The organism is Paradevosia shaoguanensis (assembly GCF_016801025.1).
Taxonomy (GTDB): Bacteria; Pseudomonadota; Alphaproteobacteria; order Rhizobiales; family Devosiaceae; genus Paradevosia; species Paradevosia shaoguanensis.
This window is the reverse complement of record NZ_CP068983.1, coordinates 4,470,841-4,491,128: the sequence shown is the minus strand read 5'-3', so window position 1 is coordinate 4,491,128 and position 20,288 is coordinate 4,470,841. Positions and strand designations below refer to the sequence as shown.

Sequence of the window (20,288 nt, the reverse complement as noted above, 5' to 3'; positions counted from 1 at the left end):
ATGCAGCAGAAATCCATCATCCTCTGGGCTGGCGTTGCCGTGATCGCCCTGCTGGGCGCAGCCTGGGCGGTGTCGAGCGAAGGCATGCAGCAGGGGCCGGCCAGCGTCGCCAGCCTGCTGCCCGACCTGCAGTCGCAGGCAGCCGACGTCGCTGGCGTCAAGGTACGCACCGCGACCTACGAGATCGATATCCAGAAGCAGGGCGATAAATGGGTCGCCACCTCGCAGGAGGGCTACCCCGTCCGCGACGGCACGGCCCAGCAGCTCGTTTCGGCCGTTGTCGGGTTCAAGGCTGTCGAGGCCAAGACCCGCGATGCGGATTGGTACGCCCAGATCGGCGTCGATGATCCAGCGACCGCCGGCTCGTCTGCCAAGGCAGTGTCGCTGCTCGATAGCCAGGGCAAGCCGATCGAAGACATCATCATCGGCAACCTCAGCGAGCTTCCCCGTCCTGACGGCAGCATGGCGACCTATGTCCGCCTGCCTTCGAGCGACGAGGCCGTTCTGGTCCAGGGCACTGCGCTTCTGCCCATGAAACTCGCCGACTGGTTCGGCGAGCTCTTCAGCATTCCGGGCTCGCAGGTTGCCCGTGTCGCCATCACCGAGCAGGGCAAGCCCGCGCTCTCCGCCAAGCGCGGCGAGGATGGCCGTTTCGTGCGCGAGACGGTCGATCCGCAATATGAGACCAACGGCACCTTCGTGAACGACGCCGCGATCAAGCGGGTCACCCAGGGCCTGGCCTCGGTCTCGATCATGTCGGTGCGCCCCGCTAAGGAAGGCATCAGCCCGATCCGCTCGATTGATTTTGAAGTCGAGCCGGGCGTGACCATTCACGCGCAGATCGCCGACGCTACCCAACCTCTCTGGGTACGCTTCAGCGCCGAGGCCACGAAACCGGAGGGCAAGGACCTGGCCGACAAGATATCGGCTCGTGTCAACGGCTGGGAATTCCAGCTGGAAGGCGCCCGCGTCAACGCCTTCACGACCCCCGTCGCCAACCTGATGCAGAAAGATTCCGAACCCATCCAGTTCGAACCCGGCCAGAGCATCGACCTCCAATCGATCCCCGGCCTGATGCAGGGCGGCGCGCGGTAATCGCGCCGCGCTCCACCTCACGCCTCACCACCCCCGCCACCGCACCTCTCCTTCCCCGGCCGAAGAGCCGGGGCCCACGGATGGCTCCCCACACGCCGACGCCTCCTTGGCTCTCTGGCCTCGCCAGGGGAGAGCGATCCCACTTATCCCCCTGCCACGACCGCCGCGCTACAATACTCCTCCAGCGCCAGGGGCTCCTTTTTCCCATCGCGTGAAACACGAAAAAAGATAGCCGAAAAGCCGACCAAACCGCCGCAAAACCCGTGAAAGATCGTCAAAGATTACCCGAAATTGAGTCAAAATTTAACGATTCGCCCGTGGTCGTTTTGTAGAAATCCAATATAAATCAACGACTTGCACTGATAACTTCAGTCCAAACAACCGCAGATTCTGCATGAAAGCGCGTGAAACATTCCAGCGTCGCTTGGAATTACTCCGCGACCACCTGCCGGCAGGCGGCCAGCTCTCCCAACCCGGCCGACTTATCCCCGTCAGGTGGCGAGAACGACCCGCAGGCTTTTGAGCATCTCCGGATCGCGAAGGGTAGGGCCCGGATCCTTGTTGGTGACCAGCACGTCGATGTCCTTGAACGAAGTCACCACATGCGGTGCGCGCTGGCCGAACTTCTCGTCATGGGCGACAAGCACCACCTGACGCGACTGGGCGAGGACATCCTTGAGCAGCTCGACCTCCAGCGGATCGAACTCCAGCACGGTACCTTCATCGTCGATGGCGCTCGCCCCGATCAGCGCGACGTCGAACTTGAACCGCTTCCGCGCCTCGTCGCCCGCCACCGTCAGGATCGACGAATCCTTGTTCCGCACATAGCCGCCATAGATATAGACGGTGGCATCCGTCTGCAGCGCGCAACTGCTGGCGACCGAGAGGTTCGGCGTGGCGATGAGGAGGCCGGGATGGTTGGCCACCACCTCATGGAGCGCATCGAACGTCGTTCCCAGCCCGACGAACACAGTCGCGCCCGGTGCCAGGAACTCCTCCAGCGCATGCACCAGCTGCCGCTTGACGCCGGCCAGCGTACCCCGCCGCTGATCATGGCCATACTGCGCAACGCCCGGCGCCGCGAAGGCTGCGCCAAAACCCTTCTGCAGCAGGCCCGCTTCCTCCAGCTCGCGCAGATCGCGCCGGATGGTCTGGTGGGTAACCGAGAAGCGGGCGGCAAGATCGGCGACCGAGGCGGCGCCTTGCTGGCGCACCGTATCGATGATCGCGGCGCGGCGGCTCTTCGCTCCAGAGCCCGAGCCTTCGGGCCTGTTGCCTGCCTGCCGCCACTCCGCGTTACCCGTCATCTCAGGGCAATTCCCACATAGGTTCGATCGTCGGTCAGGGCGGCGTCGGTCGTGCCCTTGGTGCTCAGATACGGGCCGATCTTGTGCGGGTCAACCGCCTCGACCTCCCGGAACCCGGCCTCCCAGGCCTCAACGCCGAAGCCTTCGGCAATCTTGAAGTAGCCATCCGAGAAGAGCTCGATCGTCTCGACCTCGGCAAGGTCATAGCTACGTGAGTCGACATATTTGTCGAGCACCGGAAAACCGTCGAGCCCGCCATAGCCCAGCGCCCGCTCGCCCGCGTTCTGGAAGTTGCCCTGGCCATGCATGATGCCGTGCTGGATAAGCTCCATGAACTCGGCCTCGCCCACATCCGGCAGATGCTGCTTGCACGCCGCGAGGGTGCGCTGCTCGATATCGGCGAGCAGGGCAGGGTCCGCCGTCGGCGTGCCCGGCTCCTGGTTCTGCGTCCCGCGCCAGGTCACGGCCGCTGCCTGCTTGTCGCAATAGGTCGACTCATGTCCGCCCGCGGCAAAGAGGTTCCACGTCTCGCGGCGCAGGATGCCGGTAACGTCGTCCAGCGGCTTGAGCACCTGGAGAACGTCGTCGCCGTTGACGCGGATACCGCTGTCGCCAACAGCCACCACCTCGAGCCGGCCATCGATCTGGAACGCCGCCATGATCGTGCAGCCGCCGCGCACCTTCCAGTCGTCGCGGGCAGCCTCGTAGGCGCCTTCATCGACATAAGCCTGCCGCAGCACATTGGTGAGGTAGGCGACGAAATCGGTCGGCCCGGTATAGCGCATATGCGCCGGGGCCTTGGGGTCGGATTGGGCAAGGATGAAGAGTTCGGTGGCGCGCTTGACCGTGCGCGAAGCGAACTGGCCCGAGAGCATGCCGCCATAGCGGGTGCCGTTGCGGTCGGTCACGCCGTCGATCACGGCATAGCCGGCATCGGGGATGATCACGAAGCTGTCTTCGTTGAGCTCTGGATGCCCGAACTTCTTGCCCATCGAATAAGCTTCCAGATGCTTCATTGCCGTCTTCCCGTCGGTTCGCCGTAAGGCACTCAAAACTAAGGGCGCGGCCAGTGAAGCCGCGCCCCCTTGTAAGCTCGGCAGATTACTCGCCGATGGCAGTCCGCCACTTGGCGAGGACTTCGTCCACGCCGCCGAAATCGGCCAGCGGCTTCACCTTGATGAGCTGCAGGTCCGAAAGGTTCGGCGTACCGGCCGGGCCGGCCACGTCCGTGCGCACCGAGCGGCGGCCGATATCCATGGCCAGCTTCTCCTGCGTCGACTTGGACATTGCCCAGTCGATGAACTTCTTGCCGCCTTCCGGATTCGGCCCGCCCTTCACCAGCGCCACGCCATCGGGCGTCGCGGCGGTGCCGTCGGTCAGGTGGACGATGCCCATCGGCGCGCCGCCCTGGACGTATTCGAGGGCGTTGTCCTCGAGCGTCAGGCCCATCGAGGCCTCGCCGTCAGCCACGAAACGCGGCACCGCGCCCGAGGAATCGGAGAACACGAAGTTCGAGGCGAGCTGCGTATACTTGTCCCAGCCTTCGTCACCGAAAACGGTGAGCACGGTCTGGAGCTGCTGCATGGCCGAACCCGAACCATCGGCGCGCGCCGAAACGATCTGGCCCTTCCACTTGGGGTCGACGAGCTCGGCCCAGGTCTTGGGCGCCTGGTCGAGCGGCAGCATGTCGGTGTTGACGGCGAGTACGTAGACCACGGCCGTATAGGGCGTCCACGACGGATCGACCACGAACTGCTGGTCCACCTTGTCGAAGTCCGCCGGCTGGTAAGCCTCGAGCAGATCCTTGTTCTCGGTAAGCTGGCTGCCGGTAACGCTCCAGATCACGTCGGCGGCCGGAGCGCCGGCCTCGGCGCGGGCGCGCTTGAAGACGTCGGACGAACCGAGCTTCACCACTTCCGCCTTCAGCCCCGTCTCCTGCTCGAAGAGCGGCAGCAGCGTATCGACGATGGACGCCTTGTGCGCGGTGTAGATAACCACCGAGCCATCCTGCGCAAAAGCGCCGCCAACGAGAGCCGTCGTCGCCATCAGACCGACTGCCATGCCCAAGAATGATCGTTTACGAATATTCATCCGAATCCTCCCTTTCGTTTTAGATCAACTCTGTCCAAAACGATACTGGACGGACACACAGGATGTTGCAATACGAAAATTGATGGGTAGTGTGGGCCGGCCCTGGGAACCAGGAAGGGCGGGAGGACACATATGGCTTATCTGTCTGTCGCGAACGCGACGAAGCGCTTTGGCGAAACCTTCACGGCGCTAAAGGACGTTTCGATCTCGGTCGAGCGCGGCGAATTCTTCACGCTGCTCGGCCCCAGCGGTTGCGGCAAGACTACGCTCCTGCGCTCCATCGCCGGGTTCAACCAGCTCACCTCGGGCAGTATCGCCATCGAGGGCAGGGACCTCGGCAGTGTGCCGCCGCACAAGCGCGACATCGGCATGGTGTTCCAGGACTACGCCGTGTTCCCGCACCTGACCGTATTCGAAAACGTCGCCTTCGGCCTCAAGGCTCGCAAGGTGGCAAGGGACGAGATCGCGCGCCGCGTGCCCAAGGCTCTCGAGGCGGTGCGCCTCGGCGCGCTGGCCGAACGCCTGCCGGCTGCCATGTCTGGAGGCCAGCAGCAGCGTATCGGACTCGCTCGCGCCATGGTCATCAATCCGCAATTGCTGCTGATGGACGAACCGCTCTCCAACCTCGACGCCAAGCTGCGCGTCGAGCTGCGCGAGGAAATCCGCGATATCCAGAAGCAGATCGGCATCGCCGCCATCTACGTGACGCACGACCAGGAAGAGGCCCTCGCCATCTCCGACCGCATCTGCGTGATGAGCAACGGCCATGTCGAGCAACTGGGAACGCCGCAGGAAATCTACGGCAACCCGCAGACCCTGTTCGTCGCCAGCTTTGTGGGCACGATCAACGCGCTCAAGCCCGGCGAAGCGCTGACGCGCCTTCTCGGCCAGCTCGACCTGACGAATGCGGACAACACGCATCCAGGCGCTACCTGGGTGGTACGGCCGGAGAACTTGATCGTCGCCGGCGAGCGTGCCGAAACCGGCGAGCCGCAGGCCGAGATCACGGGCACGGTTTCCAAATACACCTATCTCGGTCGCGAGGCGCACCTGCAGATCCACAGCGATCTGGGGGACCTCGTCGTCCACGTCGCCAACCCTGATCGTACGGCCGTGCAGCGCGAGGGTGAGGTGAGGGTGGTTGTTACCCGCAGCGCCGTTCTCGGCTTCGGCGCCGACGGCAAGCGCATCGGGGTGTGACCATGCCCCGTTTCAATTTCTGGACGCTTGTCCTGATCTTCACCTGGTTGTTGCTGCTGGGCCTGCTCTTCGTGCCGGTCGGCTCGGTGCTGGTCTCCAGTCTTTACGACAACGCCGGCAACTTCACCTTCGCCAACTATGCCAAGGCCCTGGGCGACGAGCGGATACAGCGCGCTTTCTTCAATACTCTATTGGTCGGCTTCGGCGGCCTCGCCGGTGCGCTGATCCTTGGCTCGGTCATGGCCTTCTGCGTCTCGCGCTTCCAGATCGCGGGCGGACGCTTCGTCTCGCTGCTCGCTATCATGGCCCTGGTGTCGCCGCCCTTTATCGGCGCTTATTCCTGGATCGTGCTGTTCGGCTCGGCCGGTGTCGCGCGCTCGGCGCTCAAGACCATCGGCATCAACATCCCGACCATTTACGGTCTGAGCGGCATCCTCATCGTCTTCTCGCTCAAGTTCTATCCCTACGTCTACCTGATGGTCTCGGGCGCGCTATCCAACGTCAACCGCTCGCTCGAAGAGGCGGCGGAGGGGTTGGGACTTACCCCGTTCCAACGCGCGATGAAGATCTCCTTCCCGCTGGTACTGCCCGCGCTCTCGGCCGGCGGCCTCCTGGCGCTGATCCACGCCATCGCCGACTTCGGCACGCCGCGCCTGCTTGGGCGCGGCTTCAACGTGCTGGCGACCGAGGCCTTCACGCTCTATTCGGCCGAGATCGGCAGCAACATGTCGATGGCCAGCACGATCAGCGTGATCCTGGTGCTGATGTCGATGATCTTCGTGCTGCTGCAGCGCTACATGTCGCGCCGCAACGTCTACCACGGCAACATGATCAACAAGCCGCACAAGATCCGCCTGCGCGGCTGGAAGAATGTGCTGGCCCATGTCGCGGTCTACGGCATCGGCCTGGCCGGCGCGATCCCCGTGATCGTGGCTGTCATCTATTCTTTCCGCAAGACCAGCGGCCCGGTGTTCCAGCCAGGCTTCGCCCTCCAGAGCTATGAGCGCATCGTCTTCGGCCTCGGCGACGTCGTCACCAACTCGCTGACCTTCTCGGTGGCCTCGGTGGTGCTGATCGTGATCGTCGGCACGCTGATCGGCTGCCTCGTCGCACGGCGCACGACGCTCAATACGAGCATCCTCGATGGTGCGCTGATGGTGCCCTACGTGATGCCCGGCATCGTGATCGGTATCGCCTTCATCGCTGCCTTCAACACCGGTCCGGTCGTGCTGACCGGCACGGCGCTGATCATCATCCTCTCCATCTTCATCCGGCGCCTGCCTTATACCGTGCGCACGACATCCTCAGCGCTCCGGCAGATCGGCCCGAACATGGAGGAGGCGGCCATCTCGCTCGGCTATTCTCCGTTCCGCGCCTTCATGAAGGTGACCGTGCCCCTGATCGTGCCCGGCATCATCGCCGGCGCCATGCTCAGCTTCGTCACCGCCATCAACGAGCTCTCATCCTCGCTTGTCCTTTACGTGGGGCGAACGATGACCATGCCGGTGCGCATCTATCTGCTGATCCTCGACGGCGACTTCGGCACCGCCGCAGCGCTTTCGACCATCCTGCTGCTGCTGAGCGGCACGGCGGTCTACATCGCCTTCCGCTTCCTGGGCCGCAACGAGCAGGCGCTGCTCTAGCCTTCCACCCGCATAGCCGCCTTTTGAACCCCGCCGGAGCCGATCGCTCCGGCGGGGTTCGGTTTTGGGAGCTATGAACGCCCCAAGCATATCCCGCTATAACTTTTCGGTAGGGTTAATAAAAGAAGTCCCTTCGAAGCATATCCCGCTATATTTCTGGTCCGAACGGGCGCTTTCGCGGTCTCGCGAGGGGTGCTGATAGCTCTGATTAATCGAGTGTTAATCCGGCTTTCAGCCCCCAGGGGGACATCGTGGCTATCAATAACGAGTTCGACCGTTCGTCCAATCGTGAAGTCATTTCTGAGAACCTGACTTCCGAAGACCTGCGCACCGCTACTTTCAATGCGGGTACTCAGGAGTTCCACAATAACCCCCAAGTCGAGGCTGCAACACCGGAAGTCGTTCGGGTAGCCCAGGCCAACACGCCGGCAGCGCCCGAGCGCGTCGTCGTGGAAATCGGTGAGGGCGAAACTGCGCGTCTCCCGGCTGGAACCGACATCAGCCAGATGCGGCAGAACGGAGCCGATCTCGAATTCGTCCAGCCGGACGGTTCGATCGTCGTGATCCCCGGCGGCGCCGTGCAGGGACTGACGCTCTTCATCGGCACCGTTGAGATCCCGGCCCAGACCGTGGCCCAGCTCTTCACCGAAAACGGCATAGAGGCCGCAGCCGGCCCCGCCGGTGGCGCCGAGGGCTCGCACGGCAATTTCGGCTGGGTCGACCCCGCCGGCATCGGCCCCGGTATCGGCTACGGCGACCTGCTGCCGCCGACCGAACTCTTCCGCGGCATCCCGACCTTTGACCTGCCGGAAGGCGCGGTCAACGGCCGCCCCAGCTTCGGCGGCGCCCGCATGTTGCTGGGCAGCGTGTCCGATGAAGGCCTGGCCTTCGGCAACCTCGACGATTTCGGCTCGAACGACACCACCAATTCCTCGACGCTCCAGGGCCAGCTCCCGGTCAGCGATCCGGACAATGATGCCCTGCAGTTCGTCCTGAGTGCCCCGGCCGGTGCCCTCAAGTCGGGCGGCCTCGACATCGTCTGGGACGCCTCTGGCGAAAACGTGCTCATCGGCCGCGCCGGTGGCGTTGAAGTCATCCGCATCACCATCACCGAAGGCCGCACCTCGGAAGGCGGCGGCCACTACGTCGTCGGTTTCAAGGGCCCGATCGACCATCCCAATCCGAGCGCCGAAGACCAGGTGACGCTCAATATCCCCGTGACCGTCAGCGACGGCCGCGGCGGCAGCGCCAGCTCGATCCTCGTCCTCAACATCGAAGACGACAGCCCGATCCTCACCGAAGCCCCGCGCAGCGCCGTCGTTGATGAAGATGGTTTGCCGGGCGGTATCGGCGACGAAAACGAGGGTGACCATCCGACCAACTCGCCATCCGCAACGGGCGACCTTGGCATTGCCTGGGGCGCGGATCGCGGCGACCACGGCGACACCACCGGCGAGGATGGCTCCTTCCTCCAGGACACCGTCGACGGCAAGCTCTATGGCCGCGCGGTCTATTTCACCTCGACCGCCATCGACGTGGCCGGCGGCGCCACCGGCAGCGAAGGGCAGGTGCCCGGCGCTCTCTATTCCGGCGGCGAGCTCGTCACGATGGAGCTGTCCAACGACGGCTCCGTGCTGAGCGGCTTCATCTATCGCTTTGGTGAAGGCGAGCAGATCGAGAAGGTGGAAGTCTTCCGCGTCTCGCTCTCGGACGATGGTTCGGGCAAGTTCAACTTCCAGCTCTTCGCCCCCCTCGACCACGCTCCGGGCGGCGCCGAAAACGACATCTCCCTGACCTTCGACTTCACCGCCCGCGATTTCGACGGCGACACGGTGAACGGCAGCTTTACGATCACCGTCGACGACGACATGCCGGTCCAGATCGGCGGAGAAGAGGCGCCGCGCGTCGAAGCCTCCGTCCAGGAAGACGGCATGGCTGGCGCCGCCACCGGCGACAACCAGGTCGGCAACAAGGAGCCGGGCGACACCAACAGCGACGACGAAACCTCCAGCACGCTTTCGGGCTCGCTGTCGAGCATGGTCAAGGTCGGCGCCGATGGCCCGGGCACCTTCACCGTCAGCATCGACACCGCCAACCTGCCGACGCTCTATTCGCATGGCGTGGCCGTGACCTATTCGGTCGTGGGCAACACGCTGACCGCTTCGACCGCCGCCGGCACGGTGTTCACCCTGACCGTGAACGCCAATGGCACCTGGTCGTTCGACCTCCAGGACCAGCTCGATCACGTCGCCGGCGACGGCGAGAACCACGCGCTGCGCACCTCGGCGGACGGCTCGACCTCCGTTTCCGCAATCGACTTCTCCTCGGCCATCGTCGTGACGGATGCCGATGGCGACGCCCTCAATGGGCTGCGTCCGGGCTCCTTCACCATCAGCGTGCAGGATGACGTGCCGGTGATCGGTGCCGGCTCCGGCGGGCAGAACTTCCTCGTCAATGGCGACTTCCGTGGCGAAGGGATTTCCTCAACCATCAATCCTGGGGCGAGGGCAATTACGGCGGCATCGACAACGATGGCATCGCCGGCTGGCAGATGACCTCGAACGGTGCCGAGACGGCTCAACTCGAGCGCGTCGGTAGCGGTTATCTCAACATGGTCGCCTCCGGCGGCGCCCCGATGATCGACATGGCTGCCTCCCCGGGCAACATGCAGATCTCGCAGGAAGTGTCCGGCCTGACCCAAGGCACGACCTACGCCATCCATTCGAAGCCGGCGCTCCGTTCCCGGAAACGGCGCGGCTCGAAGTCTATTGGGGCGACCAGTTGATCGCCACGATCGATCCCTCCAACGCGATGCAGGTCTATTCCTACGTCGTGACCGCGACTGGCAACGCGCAGCTCGACAAGCTGACCTTCAAGGAAGTCGGTACCTCCGGCACCAATCCGGTGGATGGCCCCGGCACTGAAGGGCACCACGGCACCTATCTCGCCAATATCTCGCTCAGCCAGTCCTTCATCCTCGATGAAGATGCGCTCCAGAACGGCAATCCGGGTGGCGTCGGCGACGATGCAGGGCTCGCCGTCGTCGGCGGCTCGCTCCACATCAGCTGGGGCTCCGATGGCGTCGATAGCGGCGCCGACGGCACGTCCGGCACGGGCGGCTATGTCCAGGACAAGCCCGATGGCGTGGGCGACCGCAGCGTCACCTTCGATCCTGCCAATCCCGTTACTCTCAACGCTACGCTGACCTCAGGTGGCGTCGCCGTCGTGTTCACCGCGAACGAAGATGGCACCGTGCTTATCGGCAAGGCCGGCGACCGGGTCGTCATGGAGGTCAGCCTTTCCGATGACGGGCAGGGGGCATTCCGCGTCATCCTACTCGACAAGCTGGATCACCCGCAGAGCGGCACCGAAGATAACATCTCGCTCAAGTTCAACTTCGTCGCGACCGATTCCGATGGCGACGCGGTCAACGGCTCGTTCACCGTCTCGGTGGACGACGATTCCCCGGTTGGCACCGGTGGTTCGGTCTCCATCACCGTCGATGAAGACGACATCTCGTCGGCCTATTCGGCTGGCACCAGCCCGAACGACGGCAATGCCGACGGCTCGGATACCGAGCATCTCGATGACACGGTTGGCAATGTCGCCGTGGCACGGGGCTCGCTCGCTGGTCTGGTCAATTTCGGTGCCGATGGCCCGGGGGCCAATGGCGGGTTCGGCTTCACTGCCAATGCGGCGGCGACCCTGGCTGCGCTGGGGCTGACTTCGCATGGCGATGCGCTCAGCTTCAGCGTATCGGGCAATGTGCTCACCGCGACCGCTGCCAACCACACGATCTTCACGCTCGAACTGGGCGCCAATGGCGAATTCACGTTCCGGCTCTATGACCAGCTCGACCACCAGGCGCCGACGCCCGGCACGGCTGATGAGAACAACCTGGCCATCAATTTCGGCTCGGTCATCGTCGCCACCGATGGCGACGGGGACAGCGTGGTGCTGGATGGCAAGGTGACGGTCAACGTCACCGACGACATTCCGTATCTCCAGGCCGAGAAGAACGGCGAAACCTCCATCGTCATCGATGAAACCGCCGGGCTCCAGGGCAACGACACCACCGATGCGAACGTGGTGGCGCTCTTCAACGGCGTCGCCAATGCGTCCACTGCCATCGGCTACGCGACCAATGCCGCCGATGCTCCGCTCGTCACCATCGTGACCGGTTCGGGCGCGGACGATGCTGCCAAGCTCACCGTTGCGCTCGAGATCGTCGGCGGAAACGGCACGCCTTCGGGCCTCGAGACTACCGACGGCAAGGCCATCACGCTTTCCGTTGAGGATGGCCTGGTCGTTGGCCGCATCCCGGGCGGGCAGGCGGCTTTCGCCATCGCTATCGACAGCCCGGCCATGTCAGCATTGCGCAATATCTCTCGCTCAAGCACCCGGATACCGGGAGCGACAACGAGTCGGTTTCGCTCAACGGCCTCATCCGCGCCGCCGTGTCGATCACGGACTTCGATGGCGACACTGTCAGCAAGCAGATCGATATCGGTTCTTCCATCGTCTTCAGGGATGACGGCCCGGTGGCCGGCGAAGGTTCGGTGTCCATCACGGTCGACGAAGACGACATCTCTTCGGCCTATTCGGCGGGCACCAGCCCGAACGACGGCAATGCCGATGGCTCGGATACCGAGCATATCGACGACACCGAAGGCAGCGTCGCCGTTGCCCGCGGCTCGCTCGCTGGCCTAGTCAATTTCGGTGCCGACGGTCCTGGCGCCAATGGCGGGTTCGGCTTCAGCGCCGATGCCGTTGCGACTCTGACGGCGCTCGGGCTCACGGCCCACGGCGATGACCTGATCTACTCGGTTTCGGGCAATACGCTCACCGCGATCTCCTCGACCGGTTCGCATCACCTGGTCTTCACGCTGGAAATCAGCGCCAACGGCGATTTCACCTTCAGGCTTTATGACCAGCTCGACCACCAGGCTCCCACCCCCGGCATGGCCGACGAGAACAACCTGGCCATCAATTTCGGCTCGGTCATCGTCGCTACTGACGGCGACGGCGACAGTGTCTCGCTGGATGGCAAGGTGACGGTCAACATCACCGACGACATTCCCTATCTCAAGGCGGAGCGGAACGGCGACACGACTATCGTGATCGACGAAAGCGCCGGCCAGCAGGGCAATGACACCACCGCCTCGGACGTCGCCGCGCTCTTCAGTGGCGTCGCGAACGCCCCGACGGCACTCGGCTACGCCACGAACGCCTCGGATGCACCGCTCGTCACCATCGCGACGGGCATGGGCGCCGACGACGACGGCAATGTCTCGCATACGGTCGTCGCGCTCGAAATCGTCGGCGGCAACGGCACGGCTTCGGGTCTTGAGACGACCAGCGGCCAGCCGATCACGCTCTACGTCGAAGGTGACCTCATCGTCGGTCGCATCGCAGGCGGGCAGGCGGCATTCGCCATCGCCATCGATGGCACCGGCCATGTGAGCATCGCGCAATATCTCTCGCTCAAGCACCCGGATACGACCAACAACGACGAGTCGGTTTCGCTCAACGGCCTCGTGCGCGTCGCTGTGTCGATCACCGACTTCGACGGCGATACCGTCAGCAAGCAGGTTGATATCGGTTCCGCTATTTCGTTCAAGGACGATGGCCCGGTTGCTGGTGAAGACTCGGTGTCGATCACGGTCGAGGAAGCCCTGATCCGGACGGAATGGTCCGCGGGTAGTGAGTCCGTCGCAGGTGCCGGCGCCGCTTCGGCGACCGGTTCGCTGGCAGGTCTCGTGGACTTCGGTGCGGATGGCCCGGCTGCCGGCGGTGGCTTCGGCTTTGCCGCCGATGCGCTTGCCACCTTGAATGGGCTTAACCTCACTTCGCACGCCGAGGTCGTGAGCTACAGCATCGTCGGGAATACCCTGACGGCGACCGCCGCTGGCCACACGCTCTTCACGCTCGAAATCGGCGCGAACGGCGACTTCACCTTCAAGCTCTCCGATCAGATCGATCACGCACAAAACTCGGATCGCTGGCGATCGATTTCGGCGCCATCATCGAGGCCACCGACGGCGATGGCGACAAGGTGTCCCTGGCGGGCAAGGTGACGGTCAATGTCACCGACGACGTGCCGGCCTTCGATCTCCATGCGAGCGGCGCCGCAGTCGTCCGCGACGAGACCGCCGGGCTCCAGGAGAACGATACCTCCGCCCAGGCCGTTGCCGACCTCTTCGGCGGCGTCACCAACGCGTCAAGCGCGCTTGGTTATGCCACCAATGGCGGCAACCCCGTTGTCACCTACAACTCGGTGGGCGGAGCCGATGACGGCTTCACCTATTCGGTCTCGCTGACGATCAACGGGGCAATGGCACGGACTCCGGCCTTTCCACCACTTCCGGCCAGCACATCTACCTCTTCCTTGAAGATGGCCTGATCGTCGGTCGTACCTTAGCGGATGGCAGCGGCCCCGCGGCTTTCGCGATTGCGATCGATGCCACCGGCCACGTGAGCGTGGCCCAGTACCTCGCGCTCAAGCACCCTGATGGCACCGACGCCAATGACGCCATCGACCTCCACGGGGTCGTGCGCGCCGAGGTGACGGCAACCGACTTCGACCATGACACGACCACCAAGTCGGTCGATATCGGCGCCTCCATCGTCTTCAAGGATGACGGCCCGACTGTCATTCAGGTTGTGCCGAATGCGGCCACGCTTGGTCCGGACCTGATCGTCAACGGCAGCTTCGAGCTCGGACATGGGCTCACGGGTTCCGCCTGGGAGATCTATGGCAGCATCGATGGCTGGACGAAGGGCGCCGATGGCATTCCGTTCGAAGTCCAGACCGGCGGCGCTGGCGGCCTTGCGCCCAATGACGGCAACGCGCTCATCGAGCTCGATGGCGACACCGAGGGCAACGGCAACCCGCACGACACGCCCGATCCGGTCCATACCAATGCCACGATCCAGCAGACGATCGCTGGCACCGAAGCCGGCCAGACCTACCAGCTCACCTTCTGGTATGCGCCGCGCGGCGATGGCTCGGATTCGAGCGGCATGGATGTCTATTTCGAAGGCCACAAGGTCTTCTCGATCCCGCCAGGATCGAGCGAGTATGCGAGCGGCACCTGGCATCAGATCACGCTGACTGTTACCGCCACCGGCCCCAATGCCGTGCTCGGCTTTGCCGGCACGGGCGCCGAGAACGAAAACGGCGCGCTGCTCGACAATGTCAGCCTCAAGGCCGTCTATGGCTCGACGCTCGATGACGAGGACGTCGTTTCGACTGTCGTCGGCATCCAGGGTGGCCCCGGCGATGACGGCTCGGGCACGGTCGCCTCCGGCAAGATCGTGTTCGATGCCGGCGCTGACGGCCTGCAGTCGATCGTGGCGAGCGGCATTGCTGGCCTCAAGGCTATCTACGTCGACCCGACCACCCATGTCGGCACGCCGTACGACGTGACCCAGACCTGGAGCGCTTCGGGCGCCGGCGGTACGCTGACGGGCACCATCATGGTCGGTGGCGTCAGCCATAACGCCTATACGCTCACCATCGACGCAGACGGCAACTACACCTTCAACCTGTTTCAGCCGCTGGTGCATCCGCTGACGGACAACCCGGCGACCTCGGAGGTCGAGACCGAATTCGAAGACAACCTGCTGCTGGACTTCGGCTTCACCATCACAGATGGCGACGGCGACAAGGCCACCGGCACGATCTCGATCAACGTCGATGACGACACCCCGGATGCCATCACCCAGGCTCCGGCGGCAACCGAGATGGACGAACCGGGCATGCCGACGACTTCGACCGTCGAAGCCGTCTACGACTTCTCCGGCGTCAACGGCCAGGCCCCCGATCTCGGGCCGAACCTGACGGTCAATAGCGTCGTTGCCCAGCACGATTCAGAATTCGCCCTGCAGGGGCCCGACGCTAGCATGGGTTCCCAGACGATCGTCTTCACGGCGACCGCCGGGCATACCTTTACGTTCGACGCGGCCGCTATCGGCCTGTTCGGCTCGGTTGGCGGCGCCTCCACCGTTACCCTGAAAGGCTATGACGCTGGCGGCAATCTGATCGGCAGCATCGTTCTGCCGGTTGGTGCAGTCGCGTATGCGGCGGCAACGCCGGGCACTACGTTCGACGCGACCGGTACGATTTTTGACGGCATCGCGTTGTCGAAGCTTGAAATCGTGCCGCCGAGCAACTTTGCCGGCCGCATCATCATGGACAATATGGGCGTGAGCCAGGTCGTCACGGCGCCTGCCGAAACGACCTCTGCCCAGGTTGACCTGATGCCTCTGGTCAATTTCGGCGCCGACGGGGCCCACGCAAATGGCGCCTTCTCGTTCCAGACCTTCGCCGATCGCGATTTCGGTTCGATCAATTCCGAAGGCAAGGAAGTCCACATCTCCTCGAACGGCACCACGGTGACCGGCTTCACGGACGACAACGCCAAGGTGTTCGAGCTGACGATCGTCAACGGCAAGGCCGTACTGACGCTCCATGCGCCGCTCGACCACAACGGCGCCAGCAGCCTCAACCTCGACTTCGGCTCCCTCATCATTGCCCGTGACGGCGACGGCGACGGGATTTCGCTGGGCGATGGGCTGGTGGTGTTCTCGGTCAAGGAGTCCAACTTCGCCCCGACTGCCGGCGAAGCCTTCGCTGCGGTCGATGACGACGGTCTGGCCGGCGGCAACGCCAATGCCGGTGCCGGCGACATCACCGTTACGCCTGATCCGGACAACAACGAGTCCACCTTCTCCGGCACGCTGCCGGGCAGCGGTGGCAACGGCGCGCTGGTCTACAGCTTTGCCGGCATGGATGGCCAGACCGACACTGTCGGCCAGGAGACGGTCCAGTATCATTGGGCGGCTGGCGTCCTGACCGCGACCATCGTCAGCGGCGCCCGTGCGGGCTCGAATCTCTTTGAGATCAAGATCACCGACGCCGCGACTGGCGCTTATGATCTCAAGCTGCTTCTGCCGGTAGCGCACACCGCGGGCGACAACACCGAAGCCAGCGTCAACGTCTCGATCGACTACACGGTTGGTGACTCTGACGCCGACACGTCGGCTGCTGATACGGCTACGGGCAAGCTGAACATCGAGTTCAACGACGACGTGCCCCTAGCTGTTGCCGATAGCGCAACGCAGGCGCTCGAGAATGCAGCTGTCGTGATCGATGTTCTCGCCAACGATCATCGCGGCGCTGATGGCGTCGCGGCCAACCAGGTAAGCTGGGGGTCGCTAACGGGTCACGGTAACCTGTCCTACGACGACAACGGCTCGTTCACCTACACTCCCGCTGCCGGCGAAGAGGGCACCATTACCTTCCAGTATACGATCGTGGATGGCGACGGCGACAAGTCCACCGCGACCGTGACGATTACGCTGCAGGCCGACTCCACGCCCACAATCGAGGTCGTCCGCGCTGAGGGTGACGACGGCATCGTGTCGGAGTCCGCTCTTCCCGACGGTTCGGGCGGCGGCGATCTGACGGCTTCCGGCTCTCTCCAGATCACGACCGGTGGCGACACCGTCAGCTTCATCGAGGTGAAGGACAAGGACGGCAACTGGGTCAAGATCGAAGCAGATGGCACGGTCGTGCACGGAGCCTATGGCGATCTGTCGGTGAACAAGAACGGCACGTGGACCTACACGCTGTCCGAAAATACCACCGACCACGGTGATGCGACCAAGACCGGCACGGACGATCAGGTGCAGGACGCGTTCGCGGTGCGGGTGACCGACAGCGATGGCGATACGACCGATGGCGCCGCCCAGATCACGGTGCAGATCAACGACGACGGTCCGAAGGCGGTCAATGACAGCGCCTCGCAGACGACCGAGAACGCGTCCGTTACGGTCGATGTCTTCGGCAACGACAAGGGCGGCGCGGATGGCGTTGACCTGGCGTCCGGCATCAAGGTCGTGGAAGGCACTCTGAGTGGGGCGGGCAGCCTGTCCTACGACGACAACGGCTCCTTCACTTACACGCCGGGCCTCGGCGAAGAAGGGACGGTCACCTTCAAGTACACGATCACCGACGGAGACGGCGATACGTCTACGGCTACCGTCACCATCACTCTGCAGGCGGATTCCAAGCCGACTGTCGAGGTGCTGATGGCAGAGGGCGACGACGGCGTCGTTTGGGAATCCGCACTTCCCGGTGGTACCGGCGGTGGAGACCTGACGGCTTCGGGCTCGCTCCAGATCAATACCGGCAATGACGCCCTTGGCTTCATCGAAGTGCAGGACAAGAACGGCGACTGGATCAAGATCACGGCCAACAACACCGTTGTGCATGGTGCGTATGGCGATCTGCTCGTGAACCAGAACGGTAGCTGGACCTATACCCTTGCCGGCAACACCCTGGACCACGACGGCGTCAGCCAGACCGGCAATGCCGACCAGCAGCAGGATGCGTTCGCGGTTCGCGTAACCGACAGCGATAACGACGCGACGGACGGTTCTGCCCAGATCGTTGTCAAGATCAATGACGACGGCCCGCTGGCGGTGAACGATGCTACCACACAGGTAGCAGAGAATGCCGCCGTGACCATCAACGTGCTCGGCAACGACAAGACGGGCGCGGATGGCGTCGACGCAGGTCAGGTGACCTGGGGCTCACTGACGGGCACCGGCCAGCTTTCCTACGATGACAACGGCACGTTCACCTACACGCCCGGCAAGGGCGAGGAAGGCTCGGTGACGTTCCAGTACACGATTACCGACCGCGACGGCGATCCCTCAACTGCCACCGTGACCATCACGCTCAAGGCGGACTCTGTTCCGACGATCGAGCTGGGGGCAGACAACAGTGTCAAGGAAGCCGGCCTGCCGGCCGGTACCGATGCCGCCTCCAACAGTGAGACGGCGACGGGTTCCTTCGCGATCAACACTGGCAATGACAGCATCGGGAAGCTCGAGATCGCCGACAAGAACGGCAATCTCATCGATGTGACCAGTGGAGGCGCCGTCGTCGGCCAGCATGGCACGCTGACCGTTACCCTGGTCGGCGGGGCGTACAACTACAGCTACACGCTGACGGCGAGCACGAACGGCGACGCGACCTCCGAGACCTTTACGGCGACGGTAACCGATAGCGACGGAAGCACGGCAAGCGATACGCTCAAGATCGCGATCGTTGACGACGCTCCGGTAGCCAATCCGATCGTCGGTGGTGGTGTGGTCGAAGACGGCCTGTCGAGTGTTGGCGGCAATGTGAAGACCGCCGCCGGCAACACGTTCGGCGCCGACGGTGAAGCGGCATCCAATGCCGTGGCCTGGGGCGCCGCAACTGCCAAGCTCGGCAGCGCGACCGTCAACCTCAGCGACTATGGTACGCTCAAGCAGAATGCTGACGGGACCTGGACGTTCGACCTCGACAACACCAAGGCGGCTGTCCAGGCGCTCAGCGGGACGGACACGATCAATGTCACGTTCGCCTATACGCTGACCGACGGCGACAATGACCCGGCCAGCAACACGGTTGCCTTCACTATCAAGGGCACGAACGACGCTCCGGTGGTCACCGACTCCGCGGTCTGGCTGCCGAGCGACCCGGCGCAGCAAACGCTGGGGAACCCGCAATATCCGAACGGCTACCCACTGAACGTGGTGCTTCCGACCGACGTCGATCATGGTGCCCATATTGTCATGACCGCCGGATCGGTTCCTTCGGGAGTCTACTACGATGCAGGTGGCGGTTCGTATCAGCTGCTTACCGCCAACACGGTGGTCTACGACAGCATTAGCGGCATCAACCTGCTGGACTCGCTGGTTTATCGTCCGACCACGGCGATCGACGACACCGTCAACAAGACGCTGACGTTCAGTGTTACGGATGGCATCGGCGGCAGCCTCACTCAGACTGTGGCCATTCACGAGATAGCTCCCAATCGCCTGCCGGCGATGGAGGGTATCCTGACGAACGGCAGCAAGCCGCTGAACTCGGGCAACCCGACTATCAAGGACATGACGATTTCGGCCGAGTTCGCTAACGGTATCAACGCAAACCTGCATGATGCCCACATCACGGTCCTGACCGACTTCCAGCAACAGCCCAACACGACGCCGATTCCGTTTAACGAGCGGAACCCGGGTACCTACAATGATGGAAGCGCCGGCACGGCTCGCGAGCGGGAACTGCAGGTCGAAGTCATCGTCAATGGCGTGCACTTTGCCATCGTCGAAGCTGATCGCAGCAGCGCCAGCTTTGAGCAGAGCTGGTTCTACGACAGTGACACCGGTCTGATGAAGGCTAGCGTCAGCTACGATCAGATCTTTGCGGTCAATTCCTCGGGCGTTGTGCAACCGGGAGCGATGTCGCTGGCGACCTACCTCGAGACCCATCCACTCCACGCTGGCGACACCTGGACGATCTCCTATGTCGACAACAACGGAGGCAATTATCAGGCTCGCGAGGCTCGCTTCGAGTTCTTCTACAATGATCCGGGCGATCCGGGCATCGTCGTCAACGGTACTGCCGGTGTAGACGTCATCTATGGCACCTCGGGCGTTGATCGACTCTCGGGCGGTGGCGGAGACGACATCATCGACGGTCGTGGTGGCAACGACATCCTCACCGGTGGTGACGGCGACGACATCCTGATTGGCGGGGCCGGGTTCGACACCCTGACCGGCGGCGCTGGTGCGGATACGTTCAAACTCACCGCTACCGACGCAGCCGACCTCATTGCCGACTATAGCGGGGCAGAAGGAGACAAGATTGACCTCTCCGACCTGTTCTCCGTCCCGACCGGGGGCAGCGTGAATGACTATGTCAACTACAATGCCACCACGGGTGTACTGAGCGTGGATACCAACGGCACTGCCGGCGGCTCGCATTTCGTGGATGTTGCGACACTCGGAAATGGCACACATCCGGCTGCGAATACCGTGACGATCATCTTCGAGGATGAAAATCACGCTTTGCACCAGATCACGGCCAACAATGTCTGATTGAGGCGTTTGCGTG

At 63.5% G+C, this 20,288-nt stretch carries 11 protein-coding genes and 1 pseudogene; 9 read left to right on the top strand and 3 right to left on the bottom strand.

Annotated elements, in window-relative coordinates:
• Window positions 1-1,095 (top strand): DUF4340 domain-containing protein, encoded by a 1,095-nt coding sequence (locus tag JNE37_RS21795; RefSeq protein WP_203064816.1) that lies wholly within the window; start codon window positions 1-3, stop codon window positions 1,093-1,095.
• A 491-nt stretch (window positions 1,096-1,586) separates the two neighbouring features.
• On the opposite strand, the gene JNE37_RS21790 is transcribed toward JNE37_RS21795, so the two are convergent.
• From JNE37_RS21790 to JNE37_RS21780, 3 genes are all read right to left on the bottom strand, one after another.
• The gene (locus tag JNE37_RS21790) at window positions 1,587-2,402 is read right to left on the bottom strand and encodes a DeoR/GlpR family DNA-binding transcription regulator (RefSeq protein WP_203064815.1); all 816 of its coding nucleotides are present in this window, start codon (window positions 2,400-2,402) and stop codon (window positions 1,587-1,589) included.
• Complete coding sequence (locus JNE37_RS21785; protein WP_203064814.1) at window positions 2,399-3,418, bottom strand: hypothetical protein; 1,020 nt, start codon at window positions 3,416-3,418, stop codon at window positions 2,399-2,401. Before JNE37_RS21785 ends, JNE37_RS21790 begins: the two co-directional genes overlap by 4 nt.
• An 85-nt stretch (window positions 3,419-3,503) precedes the next feature.
• Window positions 3,504-4,463, bottom strand: a complete 960-nt coding sequence (locus JNE37_RS21780) for an extracellular solute-binding protein (RefSeq protein WP_052015320.1) — start codon at window positions 4,461-4,463, stop codon at window positions 3,504-3,506.
• 162 nt (window positions 4,464-4,625) lie between these two features.
• On the opposite strand from JNE37_RS21780, the gene JNE37_RS21775 reads away from it, so the two are divergent.
• The 8 genes and pseudogenes from JNE37_RS21775 to JNE37_RS21745 all read left to right on the top strand — a co-directional run bounded on the left by JNE37_RS21775 (window position 4,626) and on the right by JNE37_RS21745 (window position 20,272).
• Window positions 4,626-5,693 carry an ABC transporter ATP-binding protein gene (locus tag JNE37_RS21775; protein WP_203064813.1) on the top strand — a complete coding sequence of 356 codons (1,068 nt, stop codon included), beginning with the start codon at window positions 4,626-4,628 and terminating at the stop codon, window positions 5,691-5,693.
• Between the two features lie 2 nt (window positions 5,694-5,695).
• Window positions 5,696-7,336, top strand: coding sequence for an ABC transporter permease (locus tag JNE37_RS21770; RefSeq protein ID WP_203064812.1), 1,641 nt, complete (start codon window positions 5,696-5,698; stop codon window positions 7,334-7,336).
• Window positions 7,337-7,587: 251 nt separating this feature from the next.
• Window positions 7,588-9,891, top strand: a complete 2,304-nt coding sequence (locus JNE37_RS21765) for a hypothetical protein (protein ID WP_203064811.1) — start codon at window positions 7,588-7,590, stop codon at window positions 9,889-9,891.
• Entirely contained in the window at window positions 9,888-10,121 is a 234-nt protein-coding gene (locus JNE37_RS21760) for a hypothetical protein (RefSeq protein ID WP_203064810.1), read from the top strand. The genes JNE37_RS21765 and JNE37_RS21760 overlap by 4 nt, the downstream gene beginning before the upstream one ends.
• A 26-nt stretch (window positions 10,122-10,147) precedes the next feature.
• Window positions 10,148-11,787: pseudogene (locus tag JNE37_RS22725) on the top strand (T1SS-143 repeat domain-containing protein); the annotation flags it as partial.
• Window positions 11,788-11,895: 108 nt separating this feature from the next.
• On the top strand, window positions 11,896-13,413 hold the full coding sequence (locus tag JNE37_RS22720; protein WP_246513415.1) for a DUF5801 repeats-in-toxin domain-containing protein: 1,518 nt from the start codon (window positions 11,896-11,898) through the stop codon (window positions 13,411-13,413).
• Window positions 13,392-13,739 (top strand): hypothetical protein, encoded by a 348-nt coding sequence (locus tag JNE37_RS21750; RefSeq protein WP_203064808.1) that lies wholly within the window; start codon window positions 13,392-13,394, stop codon window positions 13,737-13,739. Before JNE37_RS22720 ends, JNE37_RS21750 begins: the two co-directional genes overlap by 22 nt.
• Window positions 13,712-20,272: an Ig-like domain-containing protein gene (locus JNE37_RS21745; RefSeq protein ID WP_246513713.1), complete on the top strand. Its 6,561-nt coding sequence runs from the start codon at window positions 13,712-13,714 to the stop codon at window positions 20,270-20,272. Before JNE37_RS21750 ends, JNE37_RS21745 begins: the two co-directional genes overlap by 28 nt.
• Window positions 20,273-20,288: the final 16 nt, after the last annotated feature.

Bases quoted from the DNA above. Each gene is read 5' to 3' on its own strand.
- JNE37_RS21795 (WP_203064816.1), top strand. From the start codon at position 1: ATGCAGCAGAAATCCATCATCCTCTGGGCTGGCGTTGCCGTGATCGCC.
- JNE37_RS21790 (WP_203064815.1), bottom strand. From the start codon at position 2,402: ATGACGGGTAACGCGGAGTGGCGGCAGGCAGGCAACAGGCCCGAAGGC.
- JNE37_RS21785 (WP_203064814.1), bottom strand. From the start codon at position 3,418: ATGAAGCATCTGGAAGCTTATTCGATGGGCAAGAAGTTCGGGCATCCA.
- JNE37_RS21780 (WP_052015320.1), bottom strand. From the start codon at position 4,463: ATGGCAGTCGGTCTGATGGCGACGACGGCTCTCGTTGGCGGCGCTTTT.
- JNE37_RS21775 (WP_203064813.1), top strand. From the start codon at position 4,626: ATGGCTTATCTGTCTGTCGCGAACGCGACGAAGCGCTTTGGCGAAACC.
- JNE37_RS21770 (WP_203064812.1), top strand. From the start codon at position 5,696: ATGCCCCGTTTCAATTTCTGGACGCTTGTCCTGATCTTCACCTGGTTG.
- JNE37_RS21760 (WP_203064810.1), top strand. From the start codon at position 9,888: ATGACCTCGAACGGTGCCGAGACGGCTCAACTCGAGCGCGTCGGTAGC.